This window comes from Enterococcus sp. LJL120 (assembly GCF_054871765.1).
The window spans coordinates 245887-260147 of record NZ_JBTXLV010000001.1 but is presented as its reverse complement, the minus strand read 5'-3'; the positions used below and the strand labels follow the sequence as shown (position 1 = coordinate 260147).

Below are 14261 nucleotides of genomic sequence, written 5' to 3'. Positions count from 1 at the left end.
TCAGGAAAACAAGATTGTAAGGATAAACCAACTATCTTCGATTGCTTGGTTAACGGAAAACGAACTGGATTTAACATAGAAATTGACTAACAAACCCAAAAGACAAAAAAATAGCGCCTTATCTCTAAGACGCCAAGTTCCTGTTTATTCAGTTATTAAGTTAAGTTTGCGACCGTTAATGTCTATGCTTGAAACTCCATAATCGGGCGGAAGGTAATGACCTGCATTTTCCGGTAGAAATCAGCTGGTAATTTTTTCCAAGAGGCGATTAGGCGTTGGAAGAAAGTCGGTTCAGCACTGATTTCATATTCATTTAACGTATAGCCAAAGGATTTTTCGCAATCACCACTGGCAAGTTTTTCAAATTCTATAACAGCGTCGGCTTCCGTTTCAGCAACACTTACTGTATCAATTTCAATATATGAGCCCTCAATACTTTTAGTTTGTTCGATAAAATAAATTTTTTTTATCTCTTTCATATAAATCACCTTTATCCAGTAGATTTAGTTGCTTGTTTGATTAGTTGTTTTATTGCTATGAGACTACTTTAAAGCAAATTAATTAACTATTTATGAACAAAAAGTATAAATTTTGAAAAGAATCATTAAGTTAACTTAAAGATTCTTGGCTTTCTTTAAAGACTTCTTACCACGCTTGGCAAATCAATCTCAGAAGAGTACAATGCGGATTTTTTTATTAACAAGCTATGCTCCTATTCTGTCACCTGTTTTGGTAACCAGACCTGCATCAATGTCCCACGATTTTCTAAGCTCTCAACAGAAATCTTTCCGTGATATAAATCAATAATCTGCTTCACTAAAGCTAAACCCAAGCCATTTCCTTTGGCTTTATGAGCCGTGTCCCCTTGATAAAATTTATCAAACATATGTTTTTGAATCTCCGGTGACATTCCCACCCCGTTGTCTTCAATCTGCACTAAAATTTCATTTTGATTCTCCAATAGTTTGACGCTGATTTGGGCGTCAGTGGCGCTGTACTTAATGGCATTTTCTAAAAGATTCAACCAGACTTGATAAATAATTTCCTCATTGGCCACACAAGTCACCTTTGGCAGCTCAATTTCCCAGTCGATATTCAACGCATTCCATTCCGGCTCTAAAAATAAAATCACATTGCGAATTTGTTCATCCAGACGAAACGGCTCCTGCTCCAAAATAACGCCCTGAGATTCGATCTTACTAATTTTTAAAATATTTTCCGTCAAATGGCTTAATTGGGTCGTGCCATCTAAAATCCGCTGAATATATTCCTGCCGCTCTTCTTCCGCTAAATTCGGATTTTGAATCAGCTGCACATACCCGCGAATTGTTGCTAGTGGTGTCTTAAATTCATGGGAAACATTGGCGATAAAATCACTTCGCAGTGTTTCAATACTGTTTAATTCCCGCACCATGCTGTTAAAGTCATGGGAAAGCTGCTCCAATTCGGTAATTTTATAGCCTTCAGGGACTTGGATACTAAAGTCCCCTTTCGCCACTTGGCCCATTTTTTCACTGAGATTGGTGATAGGCCGCAGAATTTTACGAGCCACTAAAATGGAGACACCGGTGGCTACAATCACCGTTACATATAAAAAGAAAATTAAAAAGAATAGCGGCCGGTCCTGATGGGCGCCAATCACATTAAAATAAAAAAGAAAAGCTCCGACTAACGACAGCAGACAGGCGGTTAAGAGCAGCATGCCAAAAATTATGCAGGCAAAATAAATCCACAGCTGCGAATGAATTTTCTTTTTCATATCTTTTGCACCGCCTTATAACCGAGACCACGAATCGTGATGATTTCAAAATCATCACTGTCGGCAAATTTATCTCTTAGCCGTTTGACATGGACATCGACAGTCCGCTCCAAAGTATCCGTATCCATCCCCCAAATTTCTTCCATCAACTGCTGGCGGGTAAAAATTTTATTGGGATAAGACAGCAACTTATATAGAAGTAAAAACTCTTTTTGCGGCAGCTCGGTCACCTGCTCGCCTTTTGTGACTTCATAGGTCTCCTGGTTTAACAAGGTCTTTCCCACTGCGAGTTCTTTTTCGTGGGCAATTCGGGCCCGCCGTAAAAGCGCCTCTACCCGCAAGACCATTTCGTTGACATCAATCGGTTTGACCATATAATCATCTACGCCGATGCCAAAGCCTTTGCGTTTATCTTCATAGGATTCCTTGGCGGTTATAACTAAAATCGGCAGCTCAAAGCCGCTTTGCCGCAGCTCCTTGGCCAACTCAAAGCCATCCATTTCCGGCATCATAATATCTGTGATAATTAAATCAACATGGTGCTCCTCTAAAACGGTCAGCGCTTCTTCGCCATTATTGGCGGAGAGAATTTTAAACCCAGCCGTCTTTAAAACGCTTTGGTACAATGCGTTCAAATTTTCGTCATCTTCTACGATTAAAATTGTAATCATCTTTTCACATCCTGTTTGCCTGTCGCAAGATTTATTCTCATTATACTAAATATAGGCAACTTCTATTAACTAACTGTGAAGTCTTTTATTGAAAAATTAGCCTGCTGTTCACAAACAGTTAATAATGATTGCCTATTATCAGCCCATTCACCAGAAAAATTGCCAATGTCGAGACAAAATGAATCAATTCTGACAAGTTGTTCCTAGTCGCTTCATTGGTATTTTTGTTCATTTTAGGTTAATAATAGAATGATAGTTTTAGTCAAATGGAATTGTCGGCAGCTTTTTTCAAATAAAACCAAGCCTGTTTTACCTCCTTCTTTTAAATGTTCTTGATGCAAATGTCCTTTATGTAAAACAGATTTGGTTATCTTTTAAAAGCTCGCCGCAACTGCAAAAAAGCCTGAGACCATCACACACCTCAGGCTTTTTCTGCGGCCTAAAATAAATTGTTTTGCAATGAAGGGATGTTGTTTAATGTTAGAACTAAAGGATATCAAAAAATATTATAAAGTCGGCGACACAATTACCAAGGCTTTGGATGGCGTGTCCGTGGCTTTTCGTAAAAAGGAGTTTGTCGCTATTTTAGGTCAGAGTGGTTCTGGGAAAACCACCATGCTGAACGTCATCGGCGGCTTAGACAACTATGATTCCGGTGACATGGTCATTAACGGCAAGTCGACAAAAACTTTTAAAGACTCCGATTGGGATGCCTACCGCAATAATTCTATCGGTTTTGTCTTTCAAAGCTACAACCTAATCAGCCATCTGGGAATTATCGAAAATGTTGAGCTGGGGATGACTTTAAGCGGCGTGCCGCGGGAAGAGAAAAAGAAAAAAGCAGAGGAGGCTTTGATTCGTGTTGGCTTAGAAGCCCACATGCATAAAAAGCCTAATCAATTATCCGGCGGTCAAATGCAGCGGGTGGCGATTGCCCGAGCGCTAGCCAATGACCCAGATATTCTACTTTGTGATGAACCGACGGGCGCACTGGATTCAGAAACCAGCCTGCAGATTATGGAATTGATTCAAGAGCTGTCTAAAGAAAAATTAGTGGTGATGGTGACGCATAATCCTGAGCTGGCCAAAAATTATGCCGACCGGATTATCGAATTTTCCGACGGTCGAATTATCAGTGACTCCCATCCCCACATTGAAGGAAAAAAAGGCGATGAATTCACTCTAAAACGCACCAAAATGCGTTTTATCACAGCCTTGAATCTTTCCTTCAACAATATTCGCACTAAAAAAGGCCGCACCTTTTTAACGGCCTTTGCCTCCAGTATTGGCATTATCGGGATTGCGATTGTTTTATCTTTGTCGACAGGTTTCCAAACACAAATCGACAATACTCAGACGGAAACCTTGTCTCAGTTTCCCATCACGATTTCTCAGGTAACCACGTCAGCCATTGGTTCATCGACTACTGCCACGACTGACAGTTCAGATACCGACACAACGGACAGCAGCAGTGACAATCAAGCGGCAGCTGATAATCAAGTAATTGCCCAAACTAGTCAGCAGGATGCGGCGACCCACATCAACAAAATTGATCAGGATTTTGTCGATTATATCAACGACCTTGATGCTGATTTATCCAATAATATCGGCTATTCCCGTGGCGTCAATATGAATTTAATTCGTGACATTGACGGCAGCTATCAGCAGGTCAGCTTCTCAAATCAAGCGGCCACCTCTAACAGTGCGGCCAGTTCTTTTTCGAGTGCCTCTGGTGTTGGGATTTCAACATTTCCCCATCAGCAATCAACTGACAACGGTAGTTTTTTAGAGGAAAATTATGATTTATTAGACGGCAGCTATCCCAGTGCGGCCACCGATGTCGTTTTAATTGTCGATGAGGACAACACGACAAATATCAATGCCCTGACCAACTTAGGCTTTGACGTTACGAACGGTGAAGCAATTGATTACAGTCAAATTGTCGGCACGACTATTGATGTCGTGAACAATAATGACTACTATACTCAATTACCAACTGGAACATTTATTCCCAATACCGATTTGGAAAGCCTGTATAACAATAGCAACAATACAACTTTGACAATTTCGGGTATTTTACGGATTAAAGCTGATTCCAACTTAAATCTTTTGGCAACCGGCATTGCCTACAGTGATACTTTGAGCCAACAAATTATTGACGACAATCAAAATTCGGCAATTGTTGAAGCACAAGAAAATAGCAGTACCAATGTGATGACCGGTGAAGCCTTGGACGACACTAGCAAAGAGCAACTACTAGCTTATCTAGGTGGCTCTAGCTTGCCAACAACAATTTATATTTATCCGAATAGCTTTAATGATAAAACAGAAATTCTAGACTATTTAGATGCCTACAATGAAGGCAAAGACGAAGCGGATCAAATTGTTTATACCGATTTGGCGGGAACTGTGACCACTTTGACTGGCGGCATTATGGACGCCATCACCTATGTCTTGATTGCCTTTGCGGCGATTTCGTTGGTGACCTCGATGATTATGATTTCCATCATCACCTACACTTCTGTTATTGAACGCACCAAGGAAATTGGTGTGTTAAAAGCTTTAGGTGCCCGTAAAAAGGATATCACCCGCGTCTTTGATGCTGAAACCTTTATTTTAGGGATTGCCTCTGGCGCTTTAGGGGTGCTGATTGCTTGGTTAGCAACCTTCCCAATTAACGCAATCTTGTACAATATGACCGACTTAGAAAATGTGGCCCGCTTAGAACCAATGCAGGGTATCATCTTAATTCTAGTCAGTACAATTCTTACCATGCTAGGCGGTCACATTCCAGCCCGCATGGCAGCCAAAAAAGATGCTGCGATCGCCTTACGCGCAGATTAGTTTCATTTTAAAAAAAGTCAGAAAGCCTGTTACGGCCTTCTGACTTTTTTGCTGTGAATGGATTATTGTGATAACTCGTAAGACATTTTTCATTTCTAACCTCAGATTACTTCAACCTTTGCGATTAGTCTCGGTCAATCAACATTTCCTTTAAAAAGAAACTGGCTTTTTCCATCGTGGGAATTTTTAATAAATGACCCTCACCGACACCAATATGCAGTGAGATATTACGTCCTGCATCTGTATTGCGATTTTCGTCAACAAATTTTACCACGCTGTCAATCGGAATTTTCCAATCCTCTGTCCCGTGCCAGAAAAATAAAGGGCGGCCATTAAGCGTTTCTGGATGAGCGCTTAAATCATAGGCCGGCGTCCAACTCATTAAATCGCGATAATCACTAGGCAAAAAGATATTCGCTTCTTTCCGACGCATAATCGTCGTATCGATGAAGGCCTTAGGGCTAGGCGTACCCATCAAACAGACTGCCGCATCAATCTCCGGGTGGTGGGTTAATAAAGCGGCCGTCGTCATGCCCCCCATTGAAAAACCACCAACGCCAAGGCGACCATTATTCGGTCGTTTTTTTAAAAAGAAGTCACGAATTTTTTCAAATTCAAAAAGATTGCCATGAATCGTTTCCCAAAAAGTTAACGAAGGCACTGTTGAAACCGGCTGATGCCGCTCCCCGTGATTCGGAGCATCCGGCAAACACACCCGAAAGCCTAGTCCTGCTAGCCGGCGAGCTTGTGTCATCGCCAAATTTTTATTGGTCTGCCAACCATGATAATAGATAATCAGCGGCAGCTCGGCCTCCTGCAGAGCTTCCTCCACCACTTCAAATGCCGGAATATCATCAATCACTAGATGAATTTTTTTACTTGGCATTTTAAAAACCCCTTTCATTTGTCTTCATTATAACAAAAATTATTTTAGGATTCTCACGATTGGCTTATGACTTTTTGCACGAAAGAAAAAGCTGGTGCTTAACTGTTTCAACTTGTGAAAAATATTTAGATGAGATTTTTATTAGAAATAATTTTTCATTCCCCTATGAAAAAAGTTTGCAAAATAAATTACCAGCTATCATTTTTGGGAAAAGCTGAGGAAAATCAGGCTCTTTTCTCTGAATTCAAGCAAAGATATCTGATGAAAAGTATTTAATAATTCTTTCAGAAAGAGTATAATAAGCCAATAATCTTTTCTTGAGGAGTGCGTTATGGATTTACTTATTGGCATTATTTTAATTTTATCTTTCTTTGGGCTAGTCCTTTATTCAGTAAAGGGCTTTAACCTAATGGTCGGCTTTTTTTTAATGGCCTCTTTGTGGACTATTTTACCGATTATCGGCCATCTTTCTGTAGGTGTCAGCTGGTCTGAAATCGGTACGATGCTGCAGGCTGTCTATCAAAATGCCCCTGAAACCTGGGGCGCTGTTTTAGTCAATGTCTTCTTTGGGGCTTTTTTTGGACGAGTCCTCTTAGATACCGGGATTGCGGCGACGATTATTCGTAAGTCAGTCGAGCTTGGCGGCGATAATAGCGGTTTAATACTAGTTATTGTGAATGTTATAACAGGTATCATTTTTACCTCTCTAGCTGGTGCTGGTCCGGTAATTTCAATTGCGATTGTCGTATTGCCGATTTTATTTTCAATTGGAATTCCCAAGTCGGTGGCTCTGTTTTCTTTTACCGGCTCTGTGGCGGCCGGAATTTTTATCAATCCGATAAACTTTACCCAGTATCATGCTTTTTTTGAAACAGGCTCAAGTTACACCTATAACCAATATTTTAATTTTGGGATTATTGGTTTTATCGTGATGCTTGCGGTTGTCTCATCCTTTGCCCTCTTCTTTTTGAAAAGAGCCAATCCGGTCTTCAATTGGGATAGTGCCGACATCGAAGAAGATGAAAGTGACGTCAAGAATGCGCCAAATATTGCTCTATTAACCCCCTTTCTCCCGGTAATTGGTGTAATCTTCTTAAAACTGCCGGTGATTCTCTGTTTTATTTTGGCCTCAATTTTTGCTTTAGTTGTTTGCCGAGAATTAACTGAGGGCTTCCGGGCGGCCAGTCGAACCTTTACAAAATTATACTCTGATGCTGTCAAGGATACCTCGGCTCTAGTTGGATTTTGGATGGCCTTGTCGATGTTTAATGCCGCTTCATCCTTTGCTGGCCCTTATTTTCAAACAATGATTGGCGGAACTATTCCGACTTCGGCTTTGGCCCTCTGTGTTTTATTTATTGTCCTGAGTCCTTTGACTTGGTTTAGAGGCCCGATGAATTTAGTCGGCTCTGGTGCGGCCATCTTAGCCGTGATTATGCAAGTGAATCCCGACTTACCGATTACTTTTTTATATCCCCTCTTCCTGTCGATTTTAGTCGGCATGGGTCACTTTGATATCACAACTTCTTGGATTTCATGGGGGCTAGGTTATGCCAAGGTCGAGAGCCGCGATTACATGAAAATGGCGCTGCTTCCCGGGATGCTGATTTGTCTGATTTTAGAAATGCTAACCTTTATCTGGTTTGGCAATTAAGGAGGTCCACCAATGAATAGAAAAGTCCGTGTCGGCATTGATGTTGGCGGAACCCATACAAAAGCGGTGGCGATTGACAATGCCACCAAAGAAATTATTGGCAAATCTTCTGTCAAAACGACCCATGACGATCAAAAAGGGGTCGCAACTGGTGTGGTCAATGCCTTTTTAAAATGTCTTCAGGAATATTCAATTGCCCCTGAAGAAGTCGTTTTTGTTGCCCATAGTACCACACAGGCGACCAATGCTTTACTTGAAGGCGATGTCGCTAAAATTGGGATTATTTCTACAGCGGAGGGTTTCTTTGAAGGCTTAATTACCCGCAAACAAATGAACATGAAAAATATTGATTTAGGCACCGGACGGGAAATTGAAATTCACAGTCGTTTTATTAAGCCTAGAGAGTTCAATCCTAGCCGGGTTAATCAAGCCATCGATGAGCTCCATGATTTAGGAGTGGAGGTCTTTGTTGTCACAAGCGCTTTTGGTGTTGATAGCAGCAAAAAAGAGCGCCTGATTGCTGAGACTATAAAAAAACGCGGCTACCTCTACACTGTTGCTTCAGAAATGACAAAATTGTACGGCCTTTCCCGTCGGACTCGCACCGCCGTCTTGAACGGCTCAATTTTACCGAAGATGTTGGAAACCGCCAATTCAACAGAAGCCAGTGTTCATTCCTCTGGAGTGGATGTGCCTTTGATGATTATGCGGGGCGACGGTGGCGTCATGGACGTCGCCGAAATGAAAAAAAGACCCGTGCTGACCATGCTATCCGGGCCAGCCGCTAGTGTCATGGGCTCTCTTATTTATTTGCGGGCCTCAAATGGTGTTTACTTTGAAGTTGGCGGCACCTCCACCAATATTGGCGTCATTAAAGATGGTCGCCCAGCCATTGACTATTCTCAAATCAGCGGCCGCAATACCTATATTAGTTCCTTAGATGTCAAAGTTTTAGGGGTGGCTGGCGGCAGTATGGTGCGGGCCAATCAGCAGCAATTGGCTGATGTTGGACCTCGAAGCGCCCATATTGCAGGTTTAGACTATGCCGTTTTTACCCCTCTTGAAGAAATTGTCGACCCGCAATTAGAATTTTTTGCACCAAAAGAAGGCGATCCTAAAGATTATGTAGCCATTCGCCTAGCTAGTGGCAAACGAGTCACCATCACCACAACCTGTGCTGCCAATATCTTGGGCTTAGTTAAGCCAGAACATTTTTCTTATGGAAACGTTGAATCCGCCCGCAAAGCGATTCAGCCTTTAGCAGATTATCTGCAGCAGACACCTGAAGAAGTCGCAGAAGGCATTTTGGAAAAAGCCTTTGCTAAAATTAAACCCGTGATTCTTGGCTTAGCCAATAAATATAAGCTAGAGCAAGAACAGATTTCTTTGGTAGGTGTCGGCGGTGGCGCCTCTTCCTTAATCGTTTACTGTGCCGACAAGCTGGGTTTGAAGTACAGTATTCCTGAAAATGCTGAGGTCATTTCTTCAATTGGTGTCGCCTTGGCTCTCGTTCAAGATGTAGTGGAACGGATGATTCCTAATCCCAGCAAAAATGATATCAAACAAATTAAACAAGAAGCTATGGATAAGGCAATTGAAAGCGGCGCAACCAAAGAAAGCGTTGAAGTCCATATCGACATTGACTCGCAAACACAAAAAGTAACAGCGATTGCCACAGGCTCCACCGAAGTTCAAACTGGCGAAGACAATTTGAAAATTTCCCAAGCTGAAGCCTTTGAGTTAGCCCGGCAAGATTTCCAAGCTCTGCCGGAAGCGGTTAGTCTAATCGACAGTACCAATTACTTTTCGGTCTTTGGCATGAATGCAGCCACCGGCGAAGCGATTCGTTTATTGGACGATAAAGGCTTTATTAAGGTCCAGCGGGGCAATGCTCGTGTCCGTAAAACCTTTATTCAAAATTATTTAGATGTCCTGCAAAACTTCTGGGAGGACATGGCCAATTATAAATCAGATTTAATTATTCGCCCTGATTTTTATATCTGCGTCGGTCCTAGACTAATGGATTTTTCAACCCAGGATTTCCAGCAATTATTAATGCTTGTGGACTTGGAGTTGGCCAATGTCAACTCGGAAGAAGAAGTCATGATTATCGCTGCCAATCAACTTTATTAACAGGAGGCTTATGGCTATGCTAACTGATTTAGAATTAGCCTATTGGCAGCTAAAAAAAGACCGTCTCTTTTTTAAAATTCCTAAAAAAGAGATTTTACCTGAATGCCGTCTAGCCTTAAAAAAAGGCCATGATTATTTTGAAGCTTTTCAAAAGTATGACAGCTTTGCACTATTAGAAACCTTGCCCATCACCCTGATTGAATCAGAAAAAGAAACTTCTCTGCGGGGGCAACTGGAAATTTTTCCAAAAAGACAACAGGCTGAGCTGACCATTTTCACAAACACAATAAAAAAATTGCAGCAGCAAACAGGCCTTCCCTTCTCACAAATTAAAGAATTGGTTATTGCCCATGAGCTTTACCATTATCTCAGCGAATTTCAACTTGGTCCGCAAAGGGAATACCCAAAATTGCAGATAACCACCATTCGCTTGGGGCCGCTACATTCTGTTGCAAATTTGCAGGAATCAAAAGAAATCACAGCCCATAAATTTGCTCAGCTAATGACTGGCCTTCCCTATTTAGGAAATGCTCTGGATTTTTCAGACTTGTGGCAGTCGGAAGGAACGAGCAGCCAGAGAGTTCGGCAGATTCAAGAGGAAGTTGCTGGGCTTGTAACAGAGGAATAAAAAATAAAAAAAGCAGTAAAGATAAAAATCACCAAAGATTTTTTATCTTTACTGCTTTTTCATTTACTTCTTACTCGCCTGAATCATCAGGACATCCCCTTTGTCATACCGCCTTCTGGTTTTTGAGTATTCAAAAGGGACACCAGAATTTAAATAGACGACTTGTTCGACTTCAAGCACAGGATCGGTGATTTCGCAGTCAAGATATTGTTGGTCCAGCTCACTTGGTTTATCGGCATGGATACGCCGATTGGCTAGCCCCATTTCCAGCCCCAAATCATGTTTTATATAATGATAAATCGAACTGTTCAAGACCTCTTCAGAAACTCTGGGAATAACCTCAACTGGCATAATTGTATATTCTAATAAAAGTGGCTCACCGTTAAAAAAACGTAGCCGATTGATTTCATAGACTGCCGAGGATTTGGGAATTAATAATTTTTCCATCTCCAACGGGCTTGGAAAACGAACATCAAAGCTTAAAATCTGACTAGTAATTTCTCCTTGCGAGCTAAAGCTGGCAGTCACACCATCATAGACATCAATCTGATTGTCTAAATTCGCTAAGGTATTGGTATTTTCTTTAACAAAAGTACCTGAGCCCTGTCGACTGTATATTAGCCCCTCTGCTTTTAAGATATCCAAAGCCTTTTGAATAGTTACCCGACTCGTCTGATACTCTTTTGCCAGTAAAACCTGTTCTGGTAACGCGCTGCCGCCGACATAACTGCCATCTAAAATTTTTGAACGCAAATCATCTGCAATTCTTTTATATAAACTCATCTCCACAACCTCATTTCTCATTTTCAAATCCATTATATTGGTTCTTTTAAAAGAACACAACAAAATTTGTGTTTACAAATTTTAAAATTTGAGTTGTCATTATTAAAAAATCGTGCTAAACTTCTTTTGTAAGCGTTACAAAAAGAAAGGAGCGCAAGAATTTGATGAAGAAAGAAAAATTTTTTTGGGGCAATTCTGTTTCAAGTATGCAAACGGAAGGTGGCTGGAATGAGGGTGGAAAAAGCCTATCTGTCTATGATATTCGCGAAGCCACCGAGACAGCCAGCGATTGGAAAGTAGCCAACGATAATTTCCATTCCTATGATGAGGATTTTGATTTTATCAAAGACCTCGGCATGAATATGTATCGTTTCCAAATTTCTTGGAGCAGAGTTGTTACAGATGGCGATGGCGAATTTAACGAAGAAGGAATTGCCTATTACGACAAATTGATTGATGCCTTATTGGAACGTGGAATTGAACCGATGATTTGTCTTTATCATTTTGATATGCCTTTACATCTTGCTGAAAAATATAACGGCTTTATGAGTAAAGAAGTCTTAGCTGCTTTTGTGCGATACGGCAATGAGATGGTCAAACGTTTTGCCAGCAAAGTTAAATATTGGATTATTTTTAATGAACAAAATCTTTATCACACACCCGAAGCTTTCAGAATCAGCGGCTATCAAATGGGTGAAAAAAATGTCGATGATTTGTATAAAATTTTGCATAACGTGATGGTTGCCCATGCCCGCATCGCCACTTTTATTAATGAACAAACTTCAGCTTATGTTGGTGGGATGTTGGCTTATTCTGAAGTTTATCCGGCTACTAGTAAACCTGAAGATATTTTAGCTGCTCGTAAATGGGATGAGTTTATCAACTATACCTTGTTAGATGCTTATACAAAGGGTGTTTACTCCAAAGAGATGATGACCTTTGTTGAGACGAACAATATCCAGATGAATATTCTAGATGGTGAATTAGCCGATATTAAAAAAATGAAAAATGATTTTCTCAGCTTTAGCTATTATGCATCGACTACGGTTAATTCAGAAATGATTCCTGAAGGGACAGCCCCTAATTTTTACTTGTCCTTTGGGAAACAAGACAATCCCAACATTCCAACCACCGAATGGAATTGGCAGATTGATCCTCTGGGCTTCAGAGATGTCTTAAATAAAATGTATCAACGGTATCGCCTGCCAGTCTTTCCGATTGAAAATGGCGTCGGTGTTCAAGAGGAATGGGACGGCAGCAATCCAATTGATGACCAATACCGCATTGATTATCATAAAAATCATTTACAGGCGATGTATGACGCCATGTTTATTGATGGTGTTGAAGTGATGGGCTATCTAGGCTGGGGCTTAATCGATATCTTGAGTTCTCAAGGGGATATGCGCAAGAGATACGGTCTGGTCTATGTCAACAGAACCAATCATGATTTGCGGGATATGAAGCGTGTTCCGAAGAAAAGCTATTATTGGTTTAAAGATGTTATCGCCAGCAATGGTGAGTTGATTTACAAAAAACAGGCAGATTAAATTCAGAAGGTTTAGTTTAGGAGGTTTTTTAAATGGATGGTAAATCATCAAAAAGAATGGATAAGTTTGTTGAGATTGCTTCAAAAGTTGGGGAACAAATTCATTTACGGTCTTTGAGGGATTCCTTTGCGACAATTATGCCGCTATTTATTCTCGCTGGGTTGGCGGTACTCGTCAACTCGGTTATCTTCCCCTTTTTATTTGAAGGTGATTTTTTAGTCACCGTTCAACAATTTGGGACAGCAATTACCAACGGAACACTGAATATTGCCGGATTATTGTTATGTCCGACCATTGGTTACTTTTTATCAAGAAATCGGAATTTTGAAAATCCGATTTCAGCCGCAATTATGGCCTTGGCAACTTTAATTGTAATGATGCCCTTGCAGCTCTCGATTTCATCGGTAACCGGTGATGTTGAAATTGCAGCAACCGGAGTTCTTTCCTTCTCAAATCTTGGTACTTCATCAATGTTTGCCGGAATTATTATCGGATTAGTCGAAACAGAATTACTAGTATTCCTTTCAAAAAGAAAACATTTAAAAATTAATTTAGGCGAAGATGTCCCGCCAGCGGTGTCGAAATCATTTAACGTTTTGATTCCAGCAATTTTAAGTATCTCAGTTTTTGCTGTATTGGCTTTGGTGCTGAACATCACCTTAGGAACAGATTTAATCACCTTGATTGTCAATTTAATCCAAGAACCGTTACGGGGCATTAGTACCAGTCTCTTTGGCTATATTTTCTTGTATAGCTTTGGTAATTTTCTGTTTACCTTTGGGATTCACCAATCGGTTATTAACGGCTCCTTCACTGAGCCTTTTATGACACAAAATATCAATGACAATATGCTCGCCTTTGCCAATGGTATCGAGCCGCCACATATTTTGACGGTCTCATTTCAAACCGCCTTTGCACAGATGGGCGGTACTGGCGCAACCATTTCGCTAGTGATTGCTATTTTAATCTTTTCTAAGTTTAAACCTTACCGGGAAATTGCCAAATTGGGAGCGGCACCAAGTCTTTTTGAAATCAACGAGCCGATCATTTTTGGTTTGCCGATTGTCTTTAATATTCCAATGATGATTCCCTTCGTTTGCTTACCTGCCCTGCAAACTTTAATCGCTTATTTTGCAACGTCGATTGGATTAGTCAGTAAGACCGTGGTCCTCGTTCCATGGATAACGCCGCCTGTCATCAGCGGCTGGTTAGCGACTGCCGGCGATTGGCGAGCTCCTGTCCTCCAAGTATTACTGATTGTCTTAGGGGTTATCATCTATCTGCCTTTCCTTAAAATCAGTGAAAAAGTATCGATTAAACAGGCAGAATTAGCACGCGAGTTTTAATCAGTCAACT

The 14261-nt window shown here is 40.9% G+C and carries 11 protein-coding genes; 6 read left to right on the top strand and 5 right to left on the bottom strand.

Annotated elements, in window-relative coordinates:
- Positions 1-182: 182 nt before the first annotated feature.
- The 3 genes from ACYSNU_RS01285 to ACYSNU_RS01275 form a co-directional block, all read right to left on the bottom strand.
- Positions 183-479 (bottom strand): hypothetical protein, encoded by a 297-nt coding sequence (locus ACYSNU_RS01285; protein WP_461735418.1) that lies wholly within the window; start codon positions 477-479, stop codon positions 183-185.
- Between the two features lie 233 nt (positions 480-712).
- Positions 713-1759, bottom strand: a complete 1047-nt coding sequence (locus ACYSNU_RS01280) for a HAMP domain-containing sensor histidine kinase (protein ID WP_461735417.1) — start codon at positions 1757-1759, stop codon at positions 713-715.
- Entirely contained in the window at positions 1756-2430 is a 675-nt protein-coding gene (locus tag ACYSNU_RS01275; RefSeq protein WP_461735416.1) for a response regulator transcription factor, read from the bottom strand. Before ACYSNU_RS01275 ends, ACYSNU_RS01280 begins: the two co-directional genes overlap by 4 nt.
- 477 nt (positions 2431-2907) lie before the next feature.
- Between ACYSNU_RS01275 and ACYSNU_RS01270 the strand changes: the two genes are divergently transcribed.
- Positions 2908-5274: an ABC transporter ATP-binding protein/permease gene (locus ACYSNU_RS01270; protein ID WP_461735415.1), complete on the top strand. Its 2367-nt coding sequence runs from the start codon at positions 2908-2910 to the stop codon at positions 5272-5274.
- Positions 5275-5398: 124 nt separating this feature from the next.
- Here the strand turns inward: ACYSNU_RS01270 and ACYSNU_RS01265 are convergent, their stop codons facing one another.
- Positions 5399-6160, bottom strand: coding sequence for an alpha/beta fold hydrolase (locus tag ACYSNU_RS01265; RefSeq protein ID WP_461735414.1), 762 nt, complete (start codon positions 6158-6160; stop codon positions 5399-5401).
- Between the two features lie 331 nt (positions 6161-6491).
- On the opposite strand from ACYSNU_RS01265, the gene ACYSNU_RS01260 reads away from it, so the two are divergent.
- Genes ACYSNU_RS01260 through ACYSNU_RS01250 form a run of 3 tightly spaced genes read left to right on the top strand, consistent with a single transcriptional unit; the run spans position 6492 to position 10575 of the window.
- Entirely contained in the window at positions 6492-7814 is a 1323-nt protein-coding gene (locus ACYSNU_RS01260) for a citrate transporter (protein WP_461735413.1), read from the top strand.
- Between the two features lie 12 nt (positions 7815-7826).
- The gene (locus ACYSNU_RS01255; protein ID WP_461735412.1) at positions 7827-9947 is read left to right on the top strand and encodes a hydantoinase/oxoprolinase family protein; all 2121 of its coding nucleotides are present in this window, start codon (positions 7827-7829) and stop codon (positions 9945-9947) included.
- Between the two features lie 16 nt (positions 9948-9963).
- The gene (locus ACYSNU_RS01250) at positions 9964-10575 is read left to right on the top strand and encodes a hypothetical protein (RefSeq protein WP_461735411.1); all 612 of its coding nucleotides are present in this window, start codon (positions 9964-9966) and stop codon (positions 10573-10575) included.
- 63 nt (positions 10576-10638) lie between these two features.
- Here ACYSNU_RS01250 and ACYSNU_RS01245 read toward each other — a convergent pair whose 3' ends face one another.
- The gene (locus ACYSNU_RS01245; RefSeq protein ID WP_461735410.1) at positions 10639-11358 is read right to left on the bottom strand and encodes a GntR family transcriptional regulator; all 720 of its coding nucleotides are present in this window, start codon (positions 11356-11358) and stop codon (positions 10639-10641) included.
- 164 nt (positions 11359-11522) lie between these two features.
- Here ACYSNU_RS01245 and ACYSNU_RS01240 point away from each other — a divergent pair, with 164 nt between their 5' ends.
- Both ACYSNU_RS01240 and ACYSNU_RS01235 read left to right on the top strand, forming a co-directional pair.
- Positions 11523-12905 (top strand): glycoside hydrolase family 1 protein, encoded by a 1383-nt coding sequence (locus ACYSNU_RS01240; protein WP_461735409.1) that lies wholly within the window; start codon positions 11523-11525, stop codon positions 12903-12905.
- A 32-nt stretch (positions 12906-12937) separates the two neighbouring features.
- On the top strand, positions 12938-14251 hold the full coding sequence (locus ACYSNU_RS01235) for a PTS sugar transporter subunit IIC (RefSeq protein WP_461735408.1): 1314 nt from the start codon (positions 12938-12940) through the stop codon (positions 14249-14251).
- Positions 14252-14261 lie beyond the last annotated feature (10 nt).